This is a genomic window from Chryseobacterium sp. ERMR1:04 (assembly GCF_001297705.1).
Lineage (GTDB): Bacteria > Bacteroidota > Bacteroidia > Flavobacteriales > Weeksellaceae > Chryseobacterium.
In genome coordinates, this window is the sequence record NZ_LIRF01000004.1 from 1 (window position 1) to 23,956 (window position 23,956).

Here is a 23,956-nt window from a genome sequence, read left to right on the forward strand (position 1 = left end):
TGCAGGACTTAACCTAACACCTCACGGCACGAGCTGACGACAACCATGCAGCACCTTGAAAATTGTCCGAAGAAAAGTCTATTTCTAAACCTGTCAATTCCCATTTAAGCCTTGGTAAGGTTCCTCGCGTATCATCGAATTAAACCACATAATCCACCGCTTGTGCGGGCCCCCGTCAATTCCTTTGAGTTTCATTCTTGCGAACGTACTCCCCAGGTGGCTAACTTATCACTTTCGCTTAGTCTCTGAAGCTTAAAGCCCCAAAAACGAGTTAGCATCGTTTACGGCGTGGACTACCAGGGTATCTAATCCTGTTCGCTCCCCACGCTTTCGTCCATCAGCGTCAGTTAAGACATGGTAACCTGCCTTCGCAATTGGTGTTCTAAGTAATATCTATGCATTTCACCGCTACACTACTTATTCCAGCTACCTCTACCTTACTCAAGGCTCGCAGTATCAATGGCAGTTTCATAGTTAAGCTATGAGATTTCACCACTGACTTACGAGCCCGCCTACGGACCCTTTAAACCCAATAAATCCGGATAACGCTTGCACCCTCCGTATTACCGCGGCTGCTGGCACGGAGTTAGCCGGTGCTTATTCGTATAGTACCTTCAGCTTTCCACACGTGGAAAGGTTTATCCCTATACAAAAGAAGTTTACAACCCATAGGGCCGTCGTCCTTCACGCGGGATGGCTGGATCAGGCTCTCACCCATTGTCCAATATTCCTCACTGCTGCCTCCCGTAGGAGTCTGGTCCGTGTCTCAGTACCAGTGTGGGGGATCACCCTCTCAGGCCCCCTAAAGATCATTGACTTGGTGAGCCGTTACCTCACCAACTATCTAATCTTGCGCGTGCCCATCTCTATCCACCGGAGTTTTCAATATCAAGTGATGCCACTTAATATGTTATGGGGTATTAATCTTCCTTTCGAAAGGCTATCCCCCAGATAAAGGCAGGTTGCACACGTGTTCCGCACCCGTACGCCGCTCTCTCTGTCCCGAAAGACAAATACCGCTCGGCTTGCATGTGTTAGGCCTCCCGCTAGCGTTCATCCTGAGCCAGGATCAAACTCTCCATTGTATGTTTGTCTGACTCACTCAAAGTTATTAACGTTCTAGTCTTTTCCTTACTTGGTTGTTATATCTATTTTTCAATGATCTTCTTATATCTTACGCTTTTTACTATACCTAATTTTCTGTCGTTTTCAGTATAGATTTGCGTGTGCAAAAGTAAAACTTTATTTCTAATTGACAAAGCGTTTTCTAACTTAATTTAGTGTCTTGTAAATAACCCTAACCTCGTTTTCAACACTCCTTATCTTCTACTCCTCTGCTCCCGTTTTACCGGACTGCAAAGATACAAATCTTTTTAACTTTTCCAACTCTTTCTAAGAAAAAGTTTAAGTTATTTTTTGACTGTATTTTGTTGTGTAGATCTTGTCTTACTATCTTCTGCGCTACCAATCAACATATCGTTTTTCAGTGGGGCAAAAGTAGCCTCTTTTTACCTACCACTCCAAACTTTATTAACTTAATGTTTATATTGGGATTGGTTTGTGGAGAAGTAAGCGTTCTAAATAATTGATTTAATTAACGTTATGTAGTATTTTGTAGTTATCCACATTATTCGATTGGGGTTTTGAATATGTTATAAGACTGCTTTATACTGCTTAAAATACTTTTGGGAAGTGTTCCTATTATATATAACCTCATAGGTTTTTGAAACCTATGAGGTTTGGGTTGGGGCTTAGATGTGAGGCCTCAAGGAATTACTGTTTTTTGTTTCCCACAGATTTTCGCAGATGTTTGAAAAGTTAGGTATAGAATGAATTGAGGATAGGTATTAGTGGATGGATGAAATGTTGATTTTTTACTCTTAAGGCAAACCTAACAGGTTTTTGAAACCTGTTAGGTTTAGAGAGAATGAGGATTACCAATAAATAATCCCCGAGGTAAGCCTTGAGGTATTTATCCTCGAATACATAGTTGTCTTATTTTATTTCAAAGTATTTCATGAATCTGTCATTCTGAATGGAATGTAGTGGAGTGAAGAATCTCTACCCTTTTTTTGAATTTCGCTGTTGAGATCCTTACAGGATGACAAACTTTATGCTAATGCTAACTGTTGAAAAGAATGACCAATACCCTAGCCCAGATAGAAACGGGTACCCCGCAACATTGCGTTGGAGCGTGAGAGGGATTGAGCCTTGGAGCGCGATGGCGTGAGGAGTATGAGTGGAGAGCTGGATTGAGCTCCTGATAAATTTTGAACTGGAAAGTATGAGAGTTATTTTTCAATATCTATCAATTCTTATTTTGTGTTAAATAATAGTAAAGAAGTATAAAGTTTACAAATATTAGGTCATAAGGTAGGATTCTTGCAGCACCTTTATCCTTAGTAAATGATAAAAATTGAAGCATTTATGAGTGAACAATCCTTTTTAGTACTAATTTAAACACACACTTATGAAAAAATATTTTGCAATATTCATTACGATCTATACTCTTCTATTATTATATATGATGTTTTATGGATCAGGAAGAGAAGCTTCTGAAATTGGCTACATGCAAATAAGACCTTTCCATACTATTCATTTATTCTTTTCTGGCGCTCATATTTCATCAAAAGATTTTATCATTAATATAATAGGAAATATTTTTGTATTCAGTCCATTTGGATGGTTAGGATTGATGGTGAAAAAATTCAACTCTATTCTTCCTATAACATTATTTTTCATTGTTGCTATTACAGCTATTGAAATCACTCAATATTACTCAGGTCGTGGCGTTGCAGATATTGATGATATACTTTTAAATACATTGGGAATGTCTATTGGTTTCTTTCTATTTAAATATGTAACATGGATTAATCTTGGCAATATAAAATTCCATTTTGGTCTTATAGAAGAAAAATATACATTGCAAAAAGCTTCTTAAATTATTTCTATCTATTATATTATAATGAAAATTTATTTATTAAAAGCTTCAGAAAGATAAACACCATAAAAAAAGCCACTCTTACGAGTGGCTTCATTATTTAGAAATGAGATAAGGATTATTTACCTTCTTCCATTTTTCTTTTCAATTCTGCTAATGCATCGATATCACCAAGAGTTGATCTTTCTTCGTTGTTTGAAGAAGACGATGTATTGTTAGATCTGTTGTTGCTAGAGTTATCTCTTACGTTTTTCTTCTCTTCGTCTCTGAAGATACCAGTATGAGATACTACTACTCTTTTGAATTCTTTGTTGAATTCAATTACTTTGAATTGAGCATCTTCACCTTTTTTGATTTTAGATCCATCTTCTTTCTCTAATAATCTTGAAGGACAGAATGCTTCAACTTCAGCATCTTCGAATTGTACAGAAGCTCCTTTATCGTGAACGTCTACCGCTTTACCAGCGTGGATAGTTCCCTCAGCATACTTCGTTTCGAATTTATCCCATGGGTTCTCAGTCAATTGCTTGTGACCTAGAGATAATCTTCTAGCTTGGATGTCTAGTTCTAGAACTACAACATCTAATTTATCACCAACTGCACAGAACTCAGATGGGTGCTTGATTTTCTTAGTCCAAGAAAGATCAGAGATATAGATTAAACCGTCGATACCTTCTTCTAACTCAACGAATACACCGAAGTTAGTGAAGTTTCTTACAGTTCCTACATGCTTAGATGCAACTGGGTACTTAGTTTCAATGTTTTCCCATGGATCTTTAGACAATTGCTTGATACCAAGAGAGATTTTTCTGTCTTCTCTATCTAAAGTTAATACTTCAGCTTCAACTTCATCACCTACTTTCACGAAATCACCTGCAGATCTTAAGTGAGTAGACCAAGACATTTCAGAAACGTGGATTAATCCTTCTACACCTGGAGCGATTTCTACGAATGCACCATAGTCAGCAAGAACTACTACTTTTCCTTTTACTTTATCTCCAACTTTCATGTCAGCAGAAAGAGCATCCCAAGGATGAGCTTCTAATTGCTTCATACCTAATTGGATTCTTGTTTTCTCGTCATCAAAATCAAGGATAACAACTTTTACAGTCTGTCCGTCTTCTAAGATTTCAGATGGGTGGTTCACTCTAGACCAAGAAAGGTCTGTAATGTGGATCAATCCATCAACACCTCCTAAGTCAATGAATACACCGTAAGAAGTAATATTCTTAACAGTACCTTCAAGAACCTGACCTTTTTCAAGTTGAGCGATGATTTCTTTTTTCTGACCTTCGATATCTGCTTCGATCAATGCTTTGTGAGATACAACTACGTTTTTGAACTCAGGGTTGATTTTCACAACTTTGAACTCCATAGTTTTACCTACGAACTGATCGTAATCTTTAATTGGCTTAACATCAATTTGAGAACCTGGTAAGAATGCTTCGATTCCGTGAACGTCAACGATCATACCTCCTTTAGTTCTAGACTTAACAAAACCGTTAACGATTTCTCCAGTTTCGTGAAGTTCGTTTACTCTATCCCAAGCTTTAAGCGTTCTAGCTTTTCTGTGAGATAACTGTAACTGTCCTGTTTTGTCTTCTCTTCTGTCTACCATTACTTCAACATCATCACCTACTTTTAGGCCTGGGTTGTAACGGAATTCGTTAAGAGAAATAACACCTTCTGATTTGAAGTCGATGTCAACGATAGCTTCTTTATCTGTTAATCTTACAACTTTACCAGTGATAACGTCGTTATCATTTAAACTGCTAAGAGATCCGTTGTAGATTTCCTCTAAATCGCTTTTTTCTTTTCTTGCGTCTGCATCAAGACCTGATTCGAAAGAATCCCAATCAAATTGTTCTGGTGCTACGTTTTGGTTTAAAATAACCTCTGCTGAATTTGTCTCTTTTGACATTTTCTAATAAAATTTGTATTCCTTCTTTTTTAATGGTTCGAATAAATGCGGCTTTAAAAAATACGGAAGTAATTAATTTATAATAATTTACCTTTTCAAACCTTAGCCACAAAAAGTGGTGCAAAGATATGAAATTTATTTTTAATGAACAATAGTTTTAAAGGCATTCAATTGAAATATAACTCGCTAATAATCAAACAATAAATATTTTGTCATTGCGAGGAGCGAAGCGACGAAGCAATCTCTTTGAAGTATCAAAAGTATTAAAAACATCAAGTTTAATCATAAAATTTGTCATTCTGGAAGAATCTCGACAACGCAAAATAACCTATTAATATATTAGTGAGATTGCTTCGTCGCTTCGCTCCTCGTAATGACGGGAATTTATAATTACGACAAATACCCTAGCCCCGATTGAAACGACATCCTTTTTTGTTGCGGCTGGAGCAAAGCAGAGGCCGTAACAAAAAAGATACAGTGGAAAGCGGGAAATAGCTACAAAAATATAATTAATGAATAATAGGTAATCAGTAATAATAGATTCTTCACTCCGCTTCGCTTCTTTCAGAATGACAGTCGTAAAAACAATTTCTAAGTCTACAATAGAAAAGTAACGCTCTCTAAAATTCTCAAACCCTCAAACTCATAAACTAAAAAACCTGCCACCTAAAATTACTACCTTTGCAAAATGGAATTAGAATCAATATATCAAAAACTGCAGATTCAGGATATGAATCAGATGCAGAAATCTACATACAAGACCACTGAAAACAATACTGATGTTGTTTTACTTTCTCCTACAGGTTCAGGGAAAACGCTTGCCTTTTTATTTCCGGTCCTTCGAAATTTGAAAAAAGGGACTTCAGGAATTCAAGCTTTAATCTTAGTTCCCGCAAGAGAATTGGCGCTGCAAATTGAGCAGGTTTTTAAATCAATGGGAACAGATTTTAAAGTTTCTGTTTGTTATGGAGGCCACGATAAAAAAATTGAGATCAATAATTTAATTGAAGCTCCAGCAGTTTTAATCGGAACGCCGGGAAGAATTGCTTACCATTTAAAAAATAACAATTTCAATCCTGAAACAATTCAGACGTTGGTATTGGATGAATTTGACAAAGCATTGGAATTAGGTTTTCAGGAGGATATGGAATACATTTCTAATTCTCTAAAAGGTCTTTCTCAAAGAATTTTAACTTCTGCTACCGCAATGGCTGAAATTCCGAAGTTCACAGGATTGCAAGATGAAAAAATCATTGATTTCTTAAAGTTAGGTGATGCAAAACCAGATATTCAATTGCGAAAAGTAATGACGATCTCTGAGGAAAAACTAGATACTTTATTTAATTTGATCTGTAAAATAGGAAATAAAAGAACGTTGATTTTCTGTAATCACCGTGAGGCTGTAGACCGTATTTCTGACCTTTTAGCTGAAAAAGGAATCGATAGAGAAACTTTCCACGGCGGAATGGAACAGGACGAGAGAGAACGTGCATTGCTGAAATTCAGAAATGATTCTGCAAGAATTTTAATTACAACAGATTTAGCTTCAAGAGGATTGGACGTTCCTGAAATTGAATCTATTGTTCATTATCAATTGCCTTATAAAGAAGATGCTTTCATTCACAGAAACGGACGTACCGCGAGAATGAACGCCAAAGGTTTTGCGTATCTTATTATGACTGCGGAAGAGAATTTCCCATTTATTAAAAGTGATACTCCTGAAGAAAGTGTTGCTGGATTTAATACATTTCCAGAAAAGACTTCTTTACAAACGATTTACATCAGCGCCGGAAAGAAAGACAAGGTGAATAAAGTAGATATCGTTGGATACCTTATAAAAAAAGGACAACTTAAAAAAGAAGAAATTGGCCTGATAGAAGTAAAAGATACAACTTCTTATGTTGCCGTTTCAAGAAAGAAAGTCAAAACATTGCTTGATAAATTGAGTACTGAAAAACTGAAAGGTAAGAAAGTGAAAATTGAAGTAGCTTACTAAATTTGAACCATTATGATTTTGTTTTAGAGTTTAAGGATAGTAAGAAATTTCTCCTATCATCGAAATGACATTGGCACTGTCATTCCGAATAGAACAAAGCAAAATCTTAAGGATTAAAACATCTTTTAGGTTTTGGCTAAAGCCAAATTGATTTACTTGTAATAAAAAAACGGGCTAAAGCCCGTTTCTATTGATATATGTTTATTCGTAAACAAAAATTGTCATTGCGAACCGAAGGTGAAGCAATCTCTTAATTTCAAGTTGAGATTACTTCGCTGCTTTGCTTCTCGCAATGACAATCTTTTTTAATATTATCTCGTTCCTCTCACTCTTGTCGGTAAAGTATATACCGATTTTGAAGCCGTAATAAACAAGATCTCGTTATTCTTTCCTCCGAAAGTAACATTGGAAGTCCATTCTTCATCAATCGGAATTTGATAGATCTTTTTTCCTTCACGATTAAAAATCGTCACTCCTTTACCTGTTAAATAGAGATTTCCGTGTTTGTCAAGCGTCATTCCGTCTGAACCCATTTCACAGAATAATCTTTTCTCGGATAACTTTCCTTCACCCAAAATATCATACATATACGTTTTTCCGGCATCAATATCCGAAACATATAGCTTTTTATACCTTTCACTTCCTACAATACCGTTAGGCTGGGTGAATGTTTCAAGTTTCGTTATTTTCCCTTCTTTATTTCTGTAATACAAACTTTTGTGTGGAATTTCCTGTTTGAAATTTACCCAATAATCTCTTTTATATAAAGGATCGGTGAAGTACATTCCTCCAAATTCGTCATTCCAAACATCGTTTGGTCCGTTCAGTCTTTTTCCTTCAAAACCTTTCGACAAAATTTGTACTTTTTTATCTTTTGATATCTTCCAGATTTCCCCATTATCATCCGAACAAGTGATTAAATTATCATCTTTATCGAAATGCGTTCCGTTGGCTCTCCCTGATTTATCTAAAAAAACGATTACCTGGTTGGTTTTCCAATCCCAATAATAAATCTTATCATTAGGTTGGTCTGTAAAATATACATTCCCTACTTTATCCGAAGATGGACCTTCCGTAAAACTAAATTTATCGGAAACCTTTTCCGGTTTTATACCTTCATAGAACATTTTACTATAATTTACTGATTTGCAATTTACTAATGCGAAAACCAAACCAATCAAACTTATTTTAAAGATATTTTTCATTCTTCATTATTTAAGGGTTACAATTTACGATATCAACGATAAGATTCAAAGTTTATTTTATCATTTTGAGATATTAAAAACCATGAAATCACAATGTCCTAATTGTCCTATTTTTGAAGTAGATGGTATTAGTAATTAATTGGTTTAATGCAGAGCTTTGCAGGAGTCTAATCAAAAGATGTTTTCTTTATTATCTGAAACGTAAAATGAGAGAAAAATCAAGTTTGAAAAGGGCTATTCAATTTAAAACAATCTAAGCGATGAGCACACAATCCGGCGAAATTAAAACTTCAGATATTGAAAATGAAGCTTTTAGAAATTCGGTAGGTACGATGGATGAAACCGGAAACCGAAAATGGGTTTTCCCAAGAAAGCCAAAAGGAAAATACACCAATTACAGAAATTATGTGAGCTACTTTCTTTTAGCTTTATTCTTCGGATTACCTTTTGTAAAGATCAATAACAATCCTTTTTTACTGATCAATGTTATCGACAGGCGTTTCTTCATTTTTGGACAGCCATTCTACCTCCAGGACTTTTTTATTTTGGCGCTGGGAGCAGTTACTTCGGTTATTTTTGTCATGCTTTTTACAGTAGTTTTCGGAAGAATATTCTGCGGTTGGCTTTGTCCGCAAACGATTTTTATGGAAAGTGTTTTCAGAAAAATTGATTATTGGATCGAAGGTGACAGAAATAAACAAATGAAACTCGACAGACAGGAATGGGATGCTGAAAAAATAAGAAAGAGAGTCACAAAATGGTCAATTTTTGCTTTGATTTCTATTATTATATCTCATTTTATGTTCATGTATATTGTGGGTTATGAAGAGGTTTTCAAGATCATGAATGAAGGTCCTGCCGACCATTCTTTAAAATTCATAGGAATGGTAGGCTTTGCCATGACTTTTTATTTTGTTTTTGCTTGGCTTCGCGAGCAGGTTTGTACTTTGGTTTGTCCGTACGGGAGGCTTCAGGGTGTGTTGATCGATAAACAGACCGTAAATGTTTACTACGATTTCAAAAGAGGAGAAAACCGTTCAAAATGGAGAAATGGAGAAGACCGAAAAGCTGAAGGCAAAGGAGATTGCATCGATTGCCAGCAATGTGTGGTTGTTTGCCCAACAGGAATTGATATTAGAAACGGACAACAATTAGAATGCGTGAACTGTACAGCATGTATTGATGCTTGCGATGAGATCATGGAAAAAGTGGGTCTTCCAAAAGGATTGGTACGATATGCAACCGAAGCTGAGATTGAAAACCAGGAGAAATTCAAATTTACCTCAAGAATGAAGGTTACCACTGCCTTTCTTCTTTTATTGATTGGTTTCCTTGGATATTTGATGTACGACCGAGGTTCTATGGAAGCGAAATTCATCAAACCTGCAGGATCTACTTTCTTTATTAAAAACGAAAAAATAACGAATACTTTTATCTATACCCTACTCAACAAAACAAATGAGAAGAAAACATTAACTATAAAAGTAATGAATCCTAAAAATGCAGAAATAACATTCTTTGGATCCGATAAAATCATCTTAAAAGGGGATGAAATTTTAAAAGGAAATATCAATATTACTTTTCCTGAAGAAGATATTAAATTTTCAAAACAAAATATGACCATCGGTGTATTTGATGAAGATGGGAAAATGCTAGATTCTTTTGAGACTAATTTTGAAGGACCTTTTAAGTTATCGCTGTAGTTTCTAGGTTTGAGTGTTTGAGTGTTTGAGTGTTTGAGTGTTTGAGTGTTTGAGTGTTTGAGTGTTTGAGTGTAAAATTATTTCTTTTAACCATAAAAAGAGAATTTTTTTGACACTTTAGTTATTTATAGTTTAATCTAAAACTGCTGATAAGAACACATTAGTTTACAATAACTTTTACCTGTCTTTTTTGGTTGAAAAAAGGATCCAGAAACAAAAAATTTAAACCTTATATTTCTTAATAAATTGCGTGGGAGTCATTCCTGAACCTTTTCGGAAGACTCTCACAAAATAAGAATATTCTTCATATCCCAATCGGAAAGCTATTTCTACCAAGCTCTCATCAAGGTACATCAGCATTCTTTTTGCTTCCAGAATAACTCTTTCGGTAATCACTTCTGTTGCCGTTTTTTGAACTACCGTTTGGGTAATTCTATTTAAATGCTTTGGTGAAATTTCCATTACAGACGCATAATATGCAATTGATTTTTGGGTTGTAAAATAATGTTCAACCAAATTTTCAAAATCCTGATAATGTTTAAAGTAAGAAATGCTTGTTGGTGAACTTATGGTATCCCAATCTTTAGAAAACTGCCTTGTGGTATTGATATAAATCTGAGACATAAGAGAAAGAATAAGATCATCTTTCATCATGTTTTGAGAATGATGCTCCTCTTCTATTTGCTGAAACAGACTGATTATTTTAAATAACTCTCCCGATTCAAACTGAAACTTTCTAGGAAACGCCGGTGAACTAAAAAAAGGAAAGCTTCGTAATTTTCGGTTGACATAGTGCATATCATAATATTCCTGCGAACAAAAGAAAATATAACCATCTGTATCTTCCGAAAGTTCCCAACTGTGAACCTGCCCCGGCGATAAAAAGAAAATACTTCCCTCAGAAACTTCATACTTCTGAAAATCGATTTCGTGAACTCCTTTTCCCTTGGTAAAAAGTACGGTAACGTAAAAATCATGACGGTGTGGTTTCTCAATATGTTTATGGCTGGAAACCAAATGATCTTTCATTGTATTAAAATAAAAATCTGACGCATTCTTCCCAGACTGAAAAAGATCGATATGTAAGACTGAGATAGAATTCATCTTATTTTAATTTACCTCAAAAATAAAGAAAAAATTCAAAGCTCCTGAATGACTTTCTACATGATTTATCCTACAAAAACCAACATTTTATGTACTGTATTTGTAACAAGCTTTAAAAAATATTTATCTTTGAGTTTTAGGATTTGTAACATGAAGATAAATTTATCAGATAAACTGTATTATTCTATAGGAGAAGTAGCGAAAGCTTTTGATGTAAACACTTCATTGATACGTTATTGGGAGCAGGAATTCCCTATCATTAAACCTAAAAAGAACAAAAAAGGCAACCGATACTTCACTCCGGAAGACATTAAAAATCTTCAAATCATCTACCATTTGGTGAAAGAAAAAGGCTATACGCTAGACGGAGCCCGAATTGCCCTAACAACCAATTCTAAAATTTCTGAAACTGTGACAATCATCGACAGATTAGAGTTTGTAAAAGCTGAATTACTAAAGCTTAAAGAGTCTTTGGCAGATACTCCGGAGTAGTTTAAATATCCTATCGGTTTTTTCAACAATTACTTCATTCTTATGTATTAAAAATCATAGGAAGATTCTCTGGCCTTATTAAAATTTTTTCTTTAGAATATTTACCATTTCATATACACCATTCTGAGCTGCTTCAGTTCCACTATTAACGATAACAATATATCCAATCATCTTTTTCCTGTCTATTTGTACATAACAAAAAAAAGTTCCGTCAGAACCTGCGTGTTCAGAAATAAGTTTACCTCCTTTTTTATAATTTCCCCAGCCTATAGCATATTCATCTTTAGCATCATGTAGAAATTTATAGGTTGTAGCTTTTAAAAAATTATTTTCACCTAATAATCCCTTTATATTTAGCTGAATGAATTTAGCATAGTTTTCAATATCCATGCTTATATCTCCTGCAGGTTCGGCCAAATCTAAATTGTATTCAATGTCAGCAGGAACAGAAACGATCTTTCCTTTTTCTATCCAATGCCCATAAGGTTGTTCTTTGAAATTCCGGTTTGGCCAGCCAAAAACAAAATCTATTTTTAATTTTTTTGTTAAAACTTCTTTCATAAGAGCTTCCCAAGATTCTCCTGAAACTTTTTCAAGCATAAGAGCAGCAATACTATATCCTGCATTCGAATAATGATATTTTTCATGGGTTTCAACAGGAAGAATAGTGAGTAGATGCTGAACAAACTGTTTTCTTTTTTCAGACTTATTACCTTTGAATTTTGGAAGTATCCTATATTCTGACCCGCTTGTAAAAGACTGTATTTTAGCTCTATGACTCAGAAGATCTTCAAGAGTGATATCATAATAACCTGGATTTGACTTTTTTTTAAATTCTGGAAAAAGATCAAAAAACTTCGTACTCCATTTTATCTTTCCTTTTTCAACCAAATAACCTGCAAGAAATCCTGTTATAGCTTTTGTATTAGAGCCTAAATGAAAAAAGTCTTTTACATTAGCATTAGACCTGCCTTCCAATTCTTTAATTTCATGATGTCCTAAAATACTTTTTACCAAAATACTATCTTTCGTAACTACTGCAAAAGTCATCTCGGGAATACTATCTCTACTCATAATTCTTTCAGCAGAATTTTCAAAATTCTGTCCAGCAACTTTATTGGATAATAAGAAAATGATTATTAATAGTATTCTAACTATTTTCATTTGGCAGCAATTAGCATTAAAATTAGTAGGCCCAATATATTACATTCCTATGAACAACACAACTGAACCTACTTAGATTAATATTATTAGGATTAAAAAAACATTTTAATTAATCTTTTCTATTAATTCATCAAATTTATATTATAAAAAATAGCAATTCCAACTTAGTCATTGACTCATAATTAATTATATCATTAATTTTAGTCTATGATGAGAAAAAACTACTACCAAAAAATGGCATTCTTGGGAATGTTTCTGATTATTATATTGGCCTTTCAAAAATACACAAGCAAAGAAAAAGAAGATTTTTCTGATGTAAAATTCATTTCTGAAAATACCATTCCTCTCAACTTATCAGAATTTGAACCGAATGATCTCGATGAAAAGCAATGGCAAAATTTAGGTTTTACTGAAAAGCAAATTGCCACGATTCTAAACTACAAAAAAATTGTGGGAGGCAAATTTACCTCTAAAGAGCAATTGAAAAAATGTTATGCTTTTTCACCTGAGAAATTTTCAGAATTAGAATCCTACATCATGCTTCCAGAAACTAATAAAGATTCTAAATCCAATCATTTTAAAAGTTTTGAGAAAAAGAGCATTAGTATTTCAGGGAAATTTAATCCAGATCATTATTCTACAACTGATTGGGTGAAAATGGGTTTTAGCGAAAGACAGGCTGAAGCCATTGTAAAATATAAAAGCTATTTGGGAGGAAGTTTTATCAGCAAAGAAAAGTTTAAAGAATGCTTTATTATTAATGATGAAAACTATCAAAAATTGGAGCCTTATTTAATCTTGCCTTCAAAAACTCCAGAAGATTATAAAAGCTATGGTAAAAATTATAATACAGAAAAACCTAAAATCAAATACTCCTCTTTTGATCCTAATACATTGACTATTGAAGGATGGAAAGCTTTCGGGTTTTCAGAAAAGCAAGCCAACACCATCGTTAATTATCGTGATCGAAACTTAAGAGGAAGTTTTAAAAATATAGAAGACCTTCAAAAATGTTTTGTGATTTCAGCAGAAAAATTTGAAGAGTTAAAACCTTATATTAAACTTGATCCATCAAATTTCACCAAAACTGAAGGAAAGAAGGTTGAGATCAAGCAACAGGAAACAGATTTTTCAAAAATAGATATGAATTCAATTACTTTCAAACAGCTTTTAGAGTTTGGTTTGGATGAAAAAGCTGCAGGTTCTATCATCGGGTTTAGAAAAAAGCTCGGCGGTTTTATGAATAAAGAACAAATTCTGACCACTTATAATATCGATAAAGAATTGGTTGGCAAGCTAATTTCTACATGTCCTTTAAATACCTCAAACGTTCCAAGATATACTTTAGTAGATGCTCCGGAAGAATGGTTAAAAAATCATCCTTATTTTAAATATTCTGCAGATAAAATTATTTTTTATCGTCTCAGCAATCCTGATGATAAGAAAATATGGAAATTGTTGAAATTGAAACCTGAATATGAGGCGAGAATGAAACTGTATTTGAAATACTGATTAATTCTTTACACTTAAATGCTTAGACTCCGCTCCAGCATGACATCGTTAAAAATTGACTGTTAAAATAATGCAGCTAGTATTAGAAATGTCATGCCGAGCGGAGTCGAAGCATCTATTTATTGAGTTTAAACTATTATTCTATAGTCTTGCTAGAATCTTCAAGAAGTAAATTCAATGTAGAAAGTTCTTCCTCTGTTAAATCTCTCCATTTTCCAACGGGAATATCCAATTTAATATTCATGATACGGATTCTTTTAAGCTTCTTTACTTCATAACCAAGGTATTCACACATTCTACGGATCTGTCTGTTTAATCCTTGGGTAAGAACGATTCTGAAAGTCATATCATCAATTTTTTCCACTTCACATTTTTTTGTGACTGTATCTAAAATTGGAACTCCATTTCTCATTTTGTCTAAGAACTTTGGATTGGTCGGTTTATCTACTCTTACCAAATATTCTTTTTCGTGATTATTTCTAGCTCTTAGAATTTTATTGACAATATCTCCATCATTTGTCAAGAGAATAAGTCCTTCACTCGGTTTATCTAATCTTCCAATCGGAAATATTCTTTTAGGATGGTTGATAAACTCTATAATATTATCTAATTCACGTTTTGTATCTGTTGTACAAACGATACCTACCGGTTTATTGAAAGCAATATAAATTGGTTTATCCTCAGATTCTCTAATTGCTTTTCCATCAACTTCTACTACGTCTTCATCAGAAACTTTTGTTCCCAATTCAGGAACTTTTCCGTTGATTTTTATTCTGCCTTCTTCTAACAATTTATCTGCCGCTCTTCTTGAGCAATATCCAACTTCCGATAAATATTTATTAATTCGTGTTTTCTCCTGCATAAGTTTGGTTTTTAATTGTTATCAAATCTAAAGTCATTTTCTAAAAATTGGGTGGTTGCATCCTCAATTTTATATTCGCCAATTTTCGTACGTCTTAGTTGTGTTAAATACGCACCTACTCCCAGTTCCTGTCCGATATCATGAGCAAGACTTCGAATATAAGTTCCTTTAGAACATCCTACGGTAAAGCTTACCAAAGGTAGATCTATTTTAATATCTTCAATATAGAGAATTGTTGTTTTTCTAGATTTCATTTCCACTTCCTCTCCTGCTCTTGCCAAATTATAAGCTCTTTTTCCATCAATTTTTATTGCTGAAAAAACAGGAGGTGTCTGATCTATTTCCCCTAAAAATTTCATTACAGCTTCATTGATCTGCTCTTCTGAAATGTGAGAATAATCCTGTGGAAGGATCTCAGGCTTTTCAGTGTCGTAAGACTCTGTCTGTACCCCAATTTTAATCTCTGTCCAGTATTCTTTCGGAGCATCCTGTATTTCTGGAATCTTCTTGGTAAATTTTCCACAACAAACAATAAGAAGTCCTGTTGCTCTCGGATCTAATGTTCCGGCGTGACCAATTTTAAATTTTTTCGGAAGATTAAACTCTCTTTTGAGTTTGTATTTCATTTTATTGACTGCCTGAAAAGAAGTCCAATCCAGAGGTTTGTCTAATAAAAAAGTATATCCTGATTGCAGTTCTTCAGCTGTCATGAATGATAGGTAATGTGTAATAAGTAATTAATAATGCGTATGCTTTATTTAAAGAAATAAAAATAGATCAACAAAGCCAATCCAACAAAAATACGGTACCATCCCCAAGGTTTGAAACCATATTTATTTAACACTCCGATGAACGCTTTTATCGCAATTAATGCGACAATAAATGCCACAACATTACCAATCACAAAGATCATAATATGATCGTTTGATGCCATAATCATCTCATATCCTTTTTGAGGATTCGGTGTTTCTTTACCCCAAGTTTTAACAAAAATAGAATATACGGTAACAGCCAACATGGTAGGAACCGCCAGGAAGAATGAAAATTCTGCAGCAGCTTTTCTTGTTAACCCCTGAGTCATCCCTCCAATAATGGAAGCCGCACTTCTACTCGTCCCAGGCATCATTGCAAGACATTGCCAGAAACCAATTGTTACTGCTTTTTTTACGGTAATTCCTTTTTCATCATCAATGGTAGGATTTTTAAACCATTTATCTGCAAATAATAAAACGACCCCTCCAAGAACCAAAACAGATGAAATTGCAATTTGATTTCCAAGAATAGCTTCAATCTTATCATCAAATAAATATCCTAAAACCAACGCAGGAATAACCGCATACGCCAACTTAAAATAAAACTTAATATTATTAAAATCAAAGAATTTTTTCCAATAGGCAACCACCACAGACAAGATGGCTCCAAACTGAATGGAAACCTGGAACATTTTTAAAAATTCGTCCTCCTGCATCCCCATTAAATTGGCTGCAAAACCCATGTGCGCGGTAGAAGAGATTGGCAAATATTCTGTCAGTCCTTCAATAATGGCAATAATGATTGCTTTGATTAAATCCATAGTATATATAAAAATTTAAAGATTAAGAGATATTGAAATCTAGAATCTTCTAAATCTCGCAATTTCTTAATCTTTAAAATAAAAATTAATTATTTTCTTTTTAAAATCGCGTACACTTCAATTGCAAATCCTATTACTACGAATAGAGGTGCAATTCTTATTCTTCTGATAGAAAAGATGTCTTCATTCCAAGAATTAGGATCAAATTTCCCATCTACAGTATTCGCATCTGGTCCCATCATTAATAAAAATCCGACAACAATAAATGCTAAACCAATAAGCATCCATTTAAAGTTTTGCTGTCCGAAATAGAACGTATTTTCCTGTGGCGTCTCAGTTTCTTTACCGAAACTTGCAGCAGAAAATTTATTTGTTTGTTTGCTCATTTTTAAGAATAATATAAATCGTCAACATTAGATTTCAAGAATCTCCATGTTGCGATGATTGTACTTAGAACCGTAATTAAAACTCCAACTCCCAATACAAGTACAATCAACCAAAAATACTGCTGATTATCCTGTACGAATGATGAACCGATCTGGCTCGTGAAATAATACCAAACACCACATAAAGCAGCAAGCCCTATAAAAGAGCCAATAGCTCCTAAAATGATAGCTTCAATGATAAAAGGTTTTAAGATAAATCTTCTTTTTGCCCCTACCAACTGCATGGTTTTGATAATAAATCTTTTTGAAAATATTTTTAGACGGATAGAGTTATTAATTAAAACTACCGCTAGAACCAAGAACAAGAGAGAGAAACCAAAAATCCATTTTAAAATTCTACTCAGGTTATTGTAAACATCTACCATTAAGGTACTGTCGTTTTTCACATCTACAATTCCCGGAACAGATTTAATGATCTTTATCGCTGCATCAATTTTTGCAGGATCTACATACTCGGGTTTTAAAGCAATTTCTATAGAAGAAGGGAAAATATTTTCCTCAAAAAGGGCATCACTATCAATCCCCATACTTTTTTTCGCCTCTATTGCTGCTGCCGCTCTCGAAATATAAGTCGCCTTTTTTACAGGTACCAAAGTCTGTACTTTCTTTAAAGTTTCTTCTTCAAGTTTAGCAATTTTTACAGAATCTTTAGCATCATAATTTTCATCAAAGTAGGCATTGACAACCAATTGCTCCTTGATATAGTCGGAATATTTCTGGGCGTTGATCAAAATAAGTCCCATTAATCCTAACAAAAATAACACTAAGGCAATACTTATTACGACTGTAATATTGCTGGATCGAAGTCTCTTTTTATTAAATTCATCTACAGATTTAGCCATTAATATTAAAATTTTTGGCTAAATTAGAAAAAAACTTCCGAAATTTGGGACGAAATAGAGAAAATCATTGTTAATAAAATCATAAAAAAACTTGAGTGTAAAAGCAAAAAAGCATCTTGGTCAACACTTTTTGACAGATGAAAATATCGCAAGAAAAATCGTAGAAGGTCTTAGTTTTGAGAACTATAATAATATTATGGAAATAGGCCCCGGAACGGGAGTTCTTACCAAATACCTTCTGGAAAAAGAGCAAAATATTTATCTTGCAGAAATAGATACCGAATCTATAGAGTACCTAAAAAACACCTATTCTAAGATCACAGAAGAGATCTTTGTAGGAGATTTTTTGAAACAGGATTTCAATTTTATTAATAACGATCAAATTGCTATTATTGGAAACTTTCCTTATAATATTTCTTCACAGATATTATTTAAGATCATCGATCATTATGAATTGATTCCGGAAATGGTAGGAATGTTTCAAAAAGAAGTGGCAGAAAGAACAGCATCTGTACCGAGAACGAAAGAGTACGGAATTCTCTCTGTTTTGGTTCAGGCATACTATGATGTCACTTATCTGTTTACGGTGCATGAAAACGTGTTCAATCCGCCTCCAAAGGTAAAATCCGGAGTTATAAAACTAACCCGAAACCCAAAAGAAGGATTGGCAGGAAATGAAATCCTTTTCAAGCAAATTGTAAAAGCAGGTTTTAATCAAAGAAGAAAGAAACTTTCCAATTCTTTAAAAGTATTAGAAATCCCTGAAGAATTAAAAACGCATGAGTTTATGGATAAAAGAGCTGAAGAATTAAGCGTGAGTGATTTTATCAACTTTACTAAACTTTGGAAAGAAAACCGATAAGCATTTTAGAATTAAAAAGCCTTTCAATTAATTTTGAAAGGCTTTTTTTGATGTTTGCATTCTCTATATTATTCTCTATTCTTTAGTAAAATCCACCCAGACCAATTCATCTGAGCTTTTGATTTAGGATATTCAAAATTGAACTTATACCAATACGTAGCTGTTGGTAATCTTTTACCTCCTACCGTTCCATCCCAAATAGGTTGTTGTTTTGAGAATCTGAACATTTCTACTCCATATCTGTCATAAATAGAGCCTGTGAAGTTTTTGAAATCTCCCAGTGACTTAAGATCCAGAACATCATTAATCCCGTCTTGGTTAGGAGTAATAATATTTGAAATGTTTAGAGTAAAGAACTCAAGTGCTCCCACACAATGCGTGCCTACTACCCTTACCTGAATATGATAGGTGGTATTATTCTGTAATCCGGTAAAGATATTAGACTGCTGCCACAATATTCCTCCGTCAATAGAGTATTCTAAAATACCTTGAATATTATTAATGGGTGGGTTTTCAGCTGTAATAGTCAGTGTACCATTTCCATAATTAAGATTAGAAACAAAAGGTGATGCCGCTCCCATTACTTTTACAGAGAAGAGCTTTTTACAATATCCATTATCTATTTCAACGGTATAAATTCCCCATTGGTCAACTGCAATGGTTTGGGTAACCGCTCCCGTACTCCATAAATATTTGTAATTAGGACCTGCACCAGCATCCAAAATCACACTATCCCCGATACACATTTCAACATCTTTTAATGGTGGAACAATCTCTGGAACGACTTCTACTATTACCGTTGCCGGTTGTAAAGATTTACACCCTTTTGCTCCGATAGCGTATACCGTAAATGTAGTTGTATTGTATAAAGTAGCCGTCTGAGTAGCACCGGTACCTAAGAAATTATTCCATAGGTAGGTAGTTCCTCCTGTAGCTGTTAAATTGACCGATTCTCCAGGACATATTTTTATTCTAGAGGATACCAATGTTGCTTTAGGCGTAACCTCTTTTAATAATTTTAATTTAATTAATTTGCTACAGAATCCTCCATTTGAAACCACAACATATAAGATTTGTCCATCACTTCCATTGTAATTTAATGGCGTGGTAATATAATTATTATTTTGAGCGATGGCATCTGCCTGATTTACATAAAAATGAAATATAGCACCAGGCGTTGTACTTATTGATGGAATTGCATTCGATAAATCAAAAGTTGTAATATCCGGAGTACTGCAGAGTAACAAAGTAGCATCCTGAGCTACCGGAGTTATCCCTCCATGAATTTGAATCGTTGCTTTACCCGGACAAGGGTTTCCGGGAACACTTACTTCTATGGTATACGTTCCCGGCTGAACTGCAGTAATAGAGTTCGTCGTTGCGCCGGTAATAGGAGTTCCGTTAAAAAACCATTGATATAGTAAATTAGGATCACTGATAGAAGCCGTGATCACTTGCGGTACATTATCACAAACATTAATATCGGAAGGTAAAGTAGCCCCCGCAGGATCTAATAAATCTACCCCAATATTAAAAGAGCCCCCTTCTAAGAATACCGCAGTATCATATGCATAATCTACCCCATACTGCCCATAATCAGCCACCACCATCTTAAAATGATACGCCTGCCCAGGAATTACTGTTGCCGTTGCCGTAAGAGGAACTGTTCTTCCATTAAAATTGGTTACTGTTGCCGGTTTTGAATTGTATCCAAAAAAATATTGAGGGTTTGAAGCCCCACATTGTAAAGGGAATCCTGAATCTGAATCTGCCGGATGAATATTCGTAACACTTACAGGACCTGCTCCTGAAGGCAATACAGCCATATTTTGATAAGGACCGCCAGAAACGGGTCTTAGCAATAAAGCAAAAACATCGGCATAACTACAAGGAAAAGTTGTTGTGTACTCTTCAGATGCCATTAAATAATTAAACTTTACCTGAGATGAGGTAGGTACAAAATCGAATTCTAAAATCACAGAATTCGTTAAATATCCTGTAGATCCTATTGCTGCTGCTAAATCTGGATCACTTCCTGTTGAAAGATTATCACTTAAAGTAAATTGTTCTAAACTATTACCGCCTTTTCTAGCATAGCCGGTTGATAGCACGATACCATCTTTAAAAGGAAAATTGGTAGTCCCTCTATGAAAATAGCCCCAGGCTCTGTCTGTAACAGTTGGCCCTTCATTAGGACTAACCTGAACATTAGTCACTGTAGGCGTAACACAAGAATTTGTACCCGATGATATTAATACATCTTTTACCAATTGTTCCGCCGTATAAGCAGATGCTGGATACGTAGGAGCATTAATCTCTATAAAATTTCCAGCTTTTTTGGAGGTTACCGAGGTTTCCCGTACCGATTTTCGAGATGTATTTTTTTGGGAATAAATAAAATTGGAGGTGACAAGAAAAATAGAAAATAATAGTAGAGATTTCTTCATAACATTTTTGTTTTTAAAATTTATTCTTCTTTAATGTATCATAGCATACCAACCTATTCATTACAAAAAACAAAATCTGTATCCCTACAAAAGTGAGTAAACACTTTTCTAATTATTTGATCTATCTCATAAAGGTTTTGTTTTATGCTACTTACTTTCTCAGATTGTAAGCTTAAAGTCTACGGTCTGAAATTTATATATAACATTTTATCCTGTTGGTATGTAGTTTTTATAGATATTAAGAATCAGTTCTTAATCTTAATTAATCACATCATTTAAAAAAATACGAACAAGATGATTAATGGTTATTAGATCCTCAAAAGTGTGAGAAATAAAAAGAACTGTTTTTTATTACAGCCTTTAAAATGAACACAAGAAATTGATAAACAGATAAATATAATGAATTTATTTAAAAAAACAAAATTTAAACAAAAAAGCCTTCCAAAATTAATTGAAAGGCTTTTTTTGATATTTGCATTATCTATGATATTATTCTCTGTTCTTTAGTAAGATCCACCCAGACCAATTCATCTGAGCTTTTGATTTAGGATATTCAAAATTGAACTTATACCAATACGTAGCTGTTGGTAATCTTTTACCTCCTACCGTTCCATCCCAAATAGGTTGTTGTTTTGAGAATCTGAACATTTCTACTCCGTATCTGTCATAAATAGAACCTGTGAAGTTTTTAAAATCTCCCAGTGACTTAAGATCCAAAACATCATTAATCCCGTCTTGGTTAGGAGTAATAATATTTGAAATGTTTAGAGTAAAGAATTCCAGCGCTCCCACACAATGCGTACCTACTACCCTTACCTGAATATGATAGGTGGTATTATTCTGTAATCCGGTAAAGATATTAGACTGCTGCCACAATATTCCTCCGTCAATAGAGTATTCTAAAATACCTTGAATATTATTAATGGGTGGGTTTTCAGCTGTAATAGTCAGTGTACCATTTCCATAATTAAGATTAGAAACAAAAGGTGATGCCGCTCCCATTACTTTTACAGAGAAGAGCTTTTTACAATATCCATTATCTATTTCAACGGTATAAATTCCCCATTGGTCAACTGCAATGGTTTGGGTAACCGCTCCGGTGCTCCATAAATATTTGTAATTAGGACCTGCACCAGCATCCAAAATCACCCTATCCCCAATACACATTTCAACATCTTTTAATGGTGGAACAATCTCTGGAACGACTTCTACTATTACCGTTGCTGGTTGTAAAGATTTACACCCTTTTGCTCCGATAGCGTATACCGTAAATGTAGTTGTATTGTATAAAGTAGCCGTCTGAGTAGCACCGGTACCTAAGAAATTATTCCATAGGTAGGTAGTTCCTCCTGTAGCTGTTAAATTGACCGATTCTCCAGGACATATTTTTATTCTAGAGGATACCAATGTTGCTTTAGGCGTAACCTCTTTTAATAATTTTAATTTAATTAATTTGCTACAGAATCCTCCATTTGAAACCACAACATATAAGATTTGTCCATCACTTCCATTGTAATTTAATGGCGTGGTAATATAATTATTATTTTGAGCGATGGCATCTGCCTGATTTACATAAAAATGAAATATAGCACCAGGCGTTGTACTTATTGATGGAATTGCATTCGATAAATCAAAAGTTGTAATATCCGGAGTACTGCAGAGTAACAAAGTAGCATCCTGAGCTACCGGAGTTATCCCTCCATGAATTTGAATCGTTGCTTTACCCGGACAAGGGTTTCCGGGAACACTTACTTCTATGGTATACGTTCCCGGCTGAACTGCAGTAATAGAGTTCGTCGTTGCGCCGGTAATAGGAGTTCCGTTAAAAAACCATTGATATAGTAAATTAGGATCACTAATAGAAGCTGTGATCACTTGCGGTACATTATCACAAACATTAATATCGGAAGGTAAAGTAGCTCCCGCAGGATCTAATAAATCTACCCCAATATTAAAAGAGCCCCCTTCTAAGAATACCGCAGTATCATAAACATGATCTACTGCAAATTGCCCATAATCAGCAGCCACCATTTTAAAATGATACGCCTGCCCAGGAGTTACTGTTGCGGTTGCGGTAAGAGGAACTGTTCTTCCATTAAAGTTGGTTACGGTAGATGGATTAGAATTATACCCAAAGAAATATAAAGGGTTGGCAGCCCCACATAGTAAAGGAAATCCTGAATCTGAATTTGCAGGGTGAATATTCGTAACACTTACAGGACCTGCTCCTGAAGGCAATACAGCCATATTTTGATAAGGACCGCCAGAAACGGGTCTTAGCAATAAAGCAAAAGCATCGGCATAACTACAAGGAAAACTTCCTGTATATTCTTCGGAAGCCATTAAATAATTAAACTTTACCTGAGATGAGGTAGGTACAAAATCGAATTCTAAAATCACAGAATTCGTTAAATATCCTGTAGATCCTATTGCTGCTGCTAAATCTGGATCACTTCCAGTAGAAAGATCATCCCCTAAAGTAAATGGTTCTAAATCATTTCCTGCTTTTCTAGCAAAGCCGGTTGATAGCACGATACCATCTTTAAAAGGAAAATTGGTGGTCCCTCTATGAAAATAGCCCCAGGCTCTGTCTGTAACAGTTGGCCCTTCATTAGGACTAACCTGAACATTAGTCACCGTAGGCGTAACACAAGAATTTGTTCCCGATGATATTAATACATCTTTTACCAATTGTGCAGCTGTATAAGCAGCTGCCGGATATGTAGGAACATTAACATCTATAAAATTTCCAGCTTTTTTGGAGGTTATAGATGTTTCTCTTACGAGTTTTCTGGGTTGATTTTTTTGAGAATAAAAAAGATTAGAGGTGACAAGAAAAATAGAAAATAGTAGTAGATATCTCTTCATTACAATATTTTTATTTAA

At 34.4% G+C, this 23,956-nt stretch carries 17 protein-coding genes and 1 rRNA gene; 6 read left to right on the forward strand and 12 right to left on the reverse strand.

What is annotated here, in order from left to right; all coding sequences use genetic code 11:
- A 16S ribosomal RNA gene (locus AMQ68_RS07570) occupies positions 1-1,085 on the reverse strand; the annotation flags it as partial.
- A 1,385-nt stretch (positions 1,086-2,470) separates the two neighbouring features.
- Between AMQ68_RS07570 and AMQ68_RS07575 the strand changes: the two genes are divergently transcribed.
- Entirely contained in the window at positions 2,471-2,941 is a 471-nt protein-coding gene (locus AMQ68_RS07575) for a VanZ family protein (protein ID WP_054510054.1), read from the forward strand.
- 118 nt (positions 2,942-3,059) lie between these two features.
- Here the strand turns inward: AMQ68_RS07575 and rpsA are convergent, their stop codons facing one another.
- Complete coding sequence (rpsA, locus tag AMQ68_RS07580) at positions 3,060-4,862, reverse strand: 30S ribosomal protein S1 (protein WP_054510055.1); 1,803 nt, start codon at positions 4,860-4,862, stop codon at positions 3,060-3,062.
- 688 nt (positions 4,863-5,550) lie between these two features.
- On the opposite strand from rpsA, the gene AMQ68_RS07585 reads away from it, so the two are divergent.
- Positions 5,551-6,858, forward strand: a complete 1,308-nt coding sequence (locus AMQ68_RS07585) for a DEAD/DEAH box helicase (protein WP_054510056.1) — start codon at positions 5,551-5,553, stop codon at positions 6,856-6,858.
- Positions 6,859-7,169: 311 nt separating this feature from the next.
- Here AMQ68_RS07585 and AMQ68_RS07590 read toward each other — a convergent pair whose 3' ends face one another.
- Positions 7,170-8,063 carry an SMP-30/gluconolactonase/LRE family protein gene (locus AMQ68_RS07590; protein ID WP_054510057.1) on the reverse strand — a complete coding sequence of 298 codons (894 nt, stop codon included), beginning with the start codon at positions 8,061-8,063 and terminating at the stop codon, positions 7,170-7,172.
- Between the two features lie 260 nt (positions 8,064-8,323).
- Between AMQ68_RS07590 and ccoG the strand changes: the two genes are divergently transcribed.
- Positions 8,324-9,766: a cytochrome c oxidase accessory protein CcoG gene (gene ccoG, locus AMQ68_RS07595; RefSeq protein ID WP_054510058.1), complete on the forward strand. Its 1,443-nt coding sequence runs from the start codon at positions 8,324-8,326 to the stop codon at positions 9,764-9,766.
- A 222-nt stretch (positions 9,767-9,988) separates the two neighbouring features.
- Here the strand turns inward: ccoG and AMQ68_RS07600 are convergent, their stop codons facing one another.
- On the reverse strand, positions 9,989-10,870 hold the full coding sequence (locus tag AMQ68_RS07600; RefSeq protein WP_054510059.1) for an AraC family transcriptional regulator: 882 nt from the start codon (positions 10,868-10,870) through the stop codon (positions 9,989-9,991).
- Positions 10,871-11,020: 150 nt separating this feature from the next.
- Between AMQ68_RS07600 and AMQ68_RS07605 the strand changes: the two genes are divergently transcribed.
- On the forward strand, positions 11,021-11,362 hold the full coding sequence (locus AMQ68_RS07605) for a MerR family transcriptional regulator (RefSeq protein WP_054510561.1): 342 nt from the start codon (positions 11,021-11,023) through the stop codon (positions 11,360-11,362).
- 78 nt (positions 11,363-11,440) lie between these two features.
- Here the strand turns inward: AMQ68_RS07605 and AMQ68_RS07610 are convergent, their stop codons facing one another.
- Positions 11,441-12,526, reverse strand: coding sequence for a serine hydrolase (locus AMQ68_RS07610; protein WP_054510060.1), 1,086 nt, complete (start codon positions 12,524-12,526; stop codon positions 11,441-11,443).
- Positions 12,527-12,733: 207 nt separating this feature from the next.
- Between AMQ68_RS07610 and AMQ68_RS07615 the strand changes: the two genes are divergently transcribed.
- Positions 12,734-14,038 carry a helix-hairpin-helix domain-containing protein gene (locus AMQ68_RS07615; protein WP_123905644.1) on the forward strand — a complete coding sequence of 435 codons (1,305 nt, stop codon included), beginning with the start codon at positions 12,734-12,736 and terminating at the stop codon, positions 14,036-14,038.
- A gap of 136 nt (positions 14,039-14,174) precedes the next feature.
- Here AMQ68_RS07615 and rluF read toward each other — a convergent pair whose 3' ends face one another.
- From rluF to AMQ68_RS07640, 5 genes are all read right to left on the reverse strand, one after another.
- Positions 14,175-14,900, reverse strand: a complete 726-nt coding sequence (gene rluF, locus AMQ68_RS07620; protein ID WP_054510061.1) for a 23S rRNA pseudouridine(2604) synthase RluF — start codon at positions 14,898-14,900, stop codon at positions 14,175-14,177.
- 11 nt (positions 14,901-14,911) lie between these two features.
- Positions 14,912-15,610 carry a tRNA pseudouridine(55) synthase TruB gene (gene truB / locus AMQ68_RS07625; protein ID WP_054510062.1) on the reverse strand — a complete coding sequence of 233 codons (699 nt, stop codon included), beginning with the start codon at positions 15,608-15,610 and terminating at the stop codon, positions 14,912-14,914.
- A gap of 44 nt (positions 15,611-15,654) precedes the next feature.
- Positions 15,655-16,473: an undecaprenyl-diphosphate phosphatase gene (locus tag AMQ68_RS07630; RefSeq protein ID WP_054510063.1), complete on the reverse strand. Its 819-nt coding sequence runs from the start codon at positions 16,471-16,473 to the stop codon at positions 15,655-15,657.
- Positions 16,474-16,562: 89 nt separating this feature from the next.
- A complete protein-coding gene (locus AMQ68_RS07635; protein WP_054510064.1) occupies positions 16,563-16,859 on the reverse strand; it encodes a DUF3098 domain-containing protein in 297 nt (98 codons plus the stop codon).
- Positions 16,860-16,861: 2 nt separating this feature from the next.
- The gene (locus tag AMQ68_RS07640; RefSeq protein ID WP_054510065.1) at positions 16,862-17,761 is read right to left on the reverse strand and encodes an ABC transporter permease; all 900 of its coding nucleotides are present in this window, start codon (positions 17,759-17,761) and stop codon (positions 16,862-16,864) included.
- Positions 17,762-17,852: 91 nt separating this feature from the next.
- Here AMQ68_RS07640 and rsmA point away from each other — a divergent pair, with 91 nt between their 5' ends.
- Positions 17,853-18,623, forward strand: a complete 771-nt coding sequence (rsmA, locus tag AMQ68_RS07645) for a 16S rRNA (adenine(1518)-N(6)/adenine(1519)-N(6))-dimethyltransferase RsmA (protein ID WP_054510066.1) — start codon at positions 17,853-17,855, stop codon at positions 18,621-18,623.
- Positions 18,624-18,691: 68 nt separating this feature from the next.
- Here the strand turns inward: rsmA and AMQ68_RS07650 are convergent, their stop codons facing one another.
- Positions 18,692-21,070 carry a choice-of-anchor L domain-containing protein gene (locus AMQ68_RS07650; protein WP_054510067.1) on the reverse strand — a complete coding sequence of 793 codons (2,379 nt, stop codon included), beginning with the start codon at positions 21,068-21,070 and terminating at the stop codon, positions 18,692-18,694.
- Positions 21,071-21,559: 489 nt separating this feature from the next.
- The gene (locus tag AMQ68_RS07655) at positions 21,560-23,938 is read right to left on the reverse strand and encodes a choice-of-anchor L domain-containing protein (RefSeq protein WP_054510068.1); all 2,379 of its coding nucleotides are present in this window, start codon (positions 23,936-23,938) and stop codon (positions 21,560-21,562) included.
- Positions 23,939-23,956: the final 18 nt, after the last annotated feature.

Excerpts from the sequence above, each read along its gene's own strand:
- AMQ68_RS07575 (WP_054510054.1), top strand. The coding sequence starts at position 2,471 with ATGAAAAAATATTTTGCAATATTCATTACGATCTATACTCTTCTATTA.
- rpsA (WP_054510055.1), bottom strand. The coding sequence starts at position 4,862 with ATGTCAAAAGAGACAAATTCAGCAGAGGTTATTTTAAACCAAAACGTA.
- AMQ68_RS07585 (WP_054510056.1), top strand. The coding sequence starts at position 5,551 with ATGGAATTAGAATCAATATATCAAAAACTGCAGATTCAGGATATGAAT.
- AMQ68_RS07590 (WP_054510057.1), bottom strand. The coding sequence starts at position 8,063 with ATGAAAAATATCTTTAAAATAAGTTTGATTGGTTTGGTTTTCGCATTA.
- ccoG (WP_054510058.1), top strand. The coding sequence starts at position 8,324 with ATGAGCACACAATCCGGCGAAATTAAAACTTCAGATATTGAAAATGAA.
- AMQ68_RS07600 (WP_054510059.1), bottom strand. The coding sequence starts at position 10,870 with ATGAATTCTATCTCAGTCTTACATATCGATCTTTTTCAGTCTGGGAAG.
- AMQ68_RS07605 (WP_054510561.1), top strand. The coding sequence starts at position 11,021 with ATGAAGATAAATTTATCAGATAAACTGTATTATTCTATAGGAGAAGTA.
- AMQ68_RS07610 (WP_054510060.1), bottom strand. The coding sequence starts at position 12,526 with ATGAAAATAGTTAGAATACTATTAATAATCATTTTCTTATTATCCAAT.
- AMQ68_RS07615 (WP_123905644.1), top strand. The coding sequence starts at position 12,734 with ATGATGAGAAAAAACTACTACCAAAAAATGGCATTCTTGGGAATGTTT.
- rluF (WP_054510061.1), bottom strand. The coding sequence starts at position 14,900 with ATGCAGGAGAAAACACGAATTAATAAATATTTATCGGAAGTTGGATAT.
- truB (WP_054510062.1), bottom strand. The coding sequence starts at position 15,610 with ATGACAGCTGAAGAACTGCAATCAGGATATACTTTTTTATTAGACAAA.
- AMQ68_RS07630 (WP_054510063.1), bottom strand. The coding sequence starts at position 16,473 with ATGGATTTAATCAAAGCAATCATTATTGCCATTATTGAAGGACTGACA.
- AMQ68_RS07635 (WP_054510064.1), bottom strand. The coding sequence starts at position 16,859 with ATGAGCAAACAAACAAATAAATTTTCTGCTGCAAGTTTCGGTAAAGAA.
- AMQ68_RS07640 (WP_054510065.1), bottom strand. The coding sequence starts at position 17,761 with ATGGCTAAATCTGTAGATGAATTTAATAAAAAGAGACTTCGATCCAGC.
- AMQ68_RS07650 (WP_054510067.1), bottom strand. The coding sequence starts at position 21,070 with ATGAAGAAATCTCTACTATTATTTTCTATTTTTCTTGTCACCTCCAAT.
- AMQ68_RS07655 (WP_054510068.1), bottom strand. The coding sequence starts at position 23,938 with ATGAAGAGATATCTACTACTATTTTCTATTTTTCTTGTCACCTCTAAT.